At 34.5% G+C, this 768-nt stretch carries 1 protein-coding gene; it reads left to right on the top strand.

The window, feature by feature from the left end; genetic code table 11:
• Window position 1 precedes the first annotated feature (1 nt).
• A partial coding sequence (locus tag LJE08_RS13670) for a transposase (protein WP_227403539.1) occupies window positions 2-768 on the top strand: 767 nt, incomplete at its 3' end.

Raw genomic sequence — 768 nt, 5'->3', positions numbered from 1 at the left:
CATCAAAACCATGAATGATTCTTCTTCACTATTTGTTGTTGATTCAAATAAGGATTTTACACGGAAAAGAAAACATCTTTTTGGAAGTACTCTTTTCAATGTGCTTTTATTAGAGTCTGGATCTTTAAAAGATGAAATGTTCAAATTGTTTGGATATAAGCTTGATACGCCTACAGCTTCTTCATTTGTACAGGCACGTAGTAAGATTCGTCCAGATGCATTCCGTACATTATTCAATATGTTCAATGAACGAACACAGAAAATCAAGCTTCACAAAGGTTATCGCCTTCTCGCTGTTGATGGTTCTGTTCTGCCTATCAGCAGTGCTATCAAAGATACTAAAACCACTTTTTATAAGGCCAATAATTCGAATAAACCTTTCTCCGCCTATCATCTGAATACAAGCTATGATCTATTGGAATGTACTTATGATGATATTGTTCTTCAAGGAAATGCCGTAATGAATGAAAATGGTGCATTCAATGAAATAGTGGATAGATATGATGGTCCTAAAGCTATTTTCATTGCAGACAGAGGCTATGAATCTATCAATTCTTTTGTGAAAGTAGGTATGAAGAATCATAAGTATTTGATCAGGGTAAAGGATATTCATTCTAGAACAAGCGTACTGCGAAGTTTTGGCCCTTTTCCAGATGCAGAATTTGATATGCATGTTCGCCGTACCCTAACTACTAAACAAACGAATGAAATAAAAGCTCATCCTGAAATATATAAGTTTGTCCCTAAGAATCAGAGATTTGATTTTTT

It is taken from the genome of Holdemanella sp. DFI.5.55, from assembly GCF_020593575.1.
Classification (GTDB): Bacteria; Bacillota_I; Bacilli_A; order Erysipelotrichales; family Erysipelotrichaceae; genus Holdemanella; species Holdemanella hominis.
This window is presented reverse-complemented; position numbering and strand designations above follow the sequence as displayed.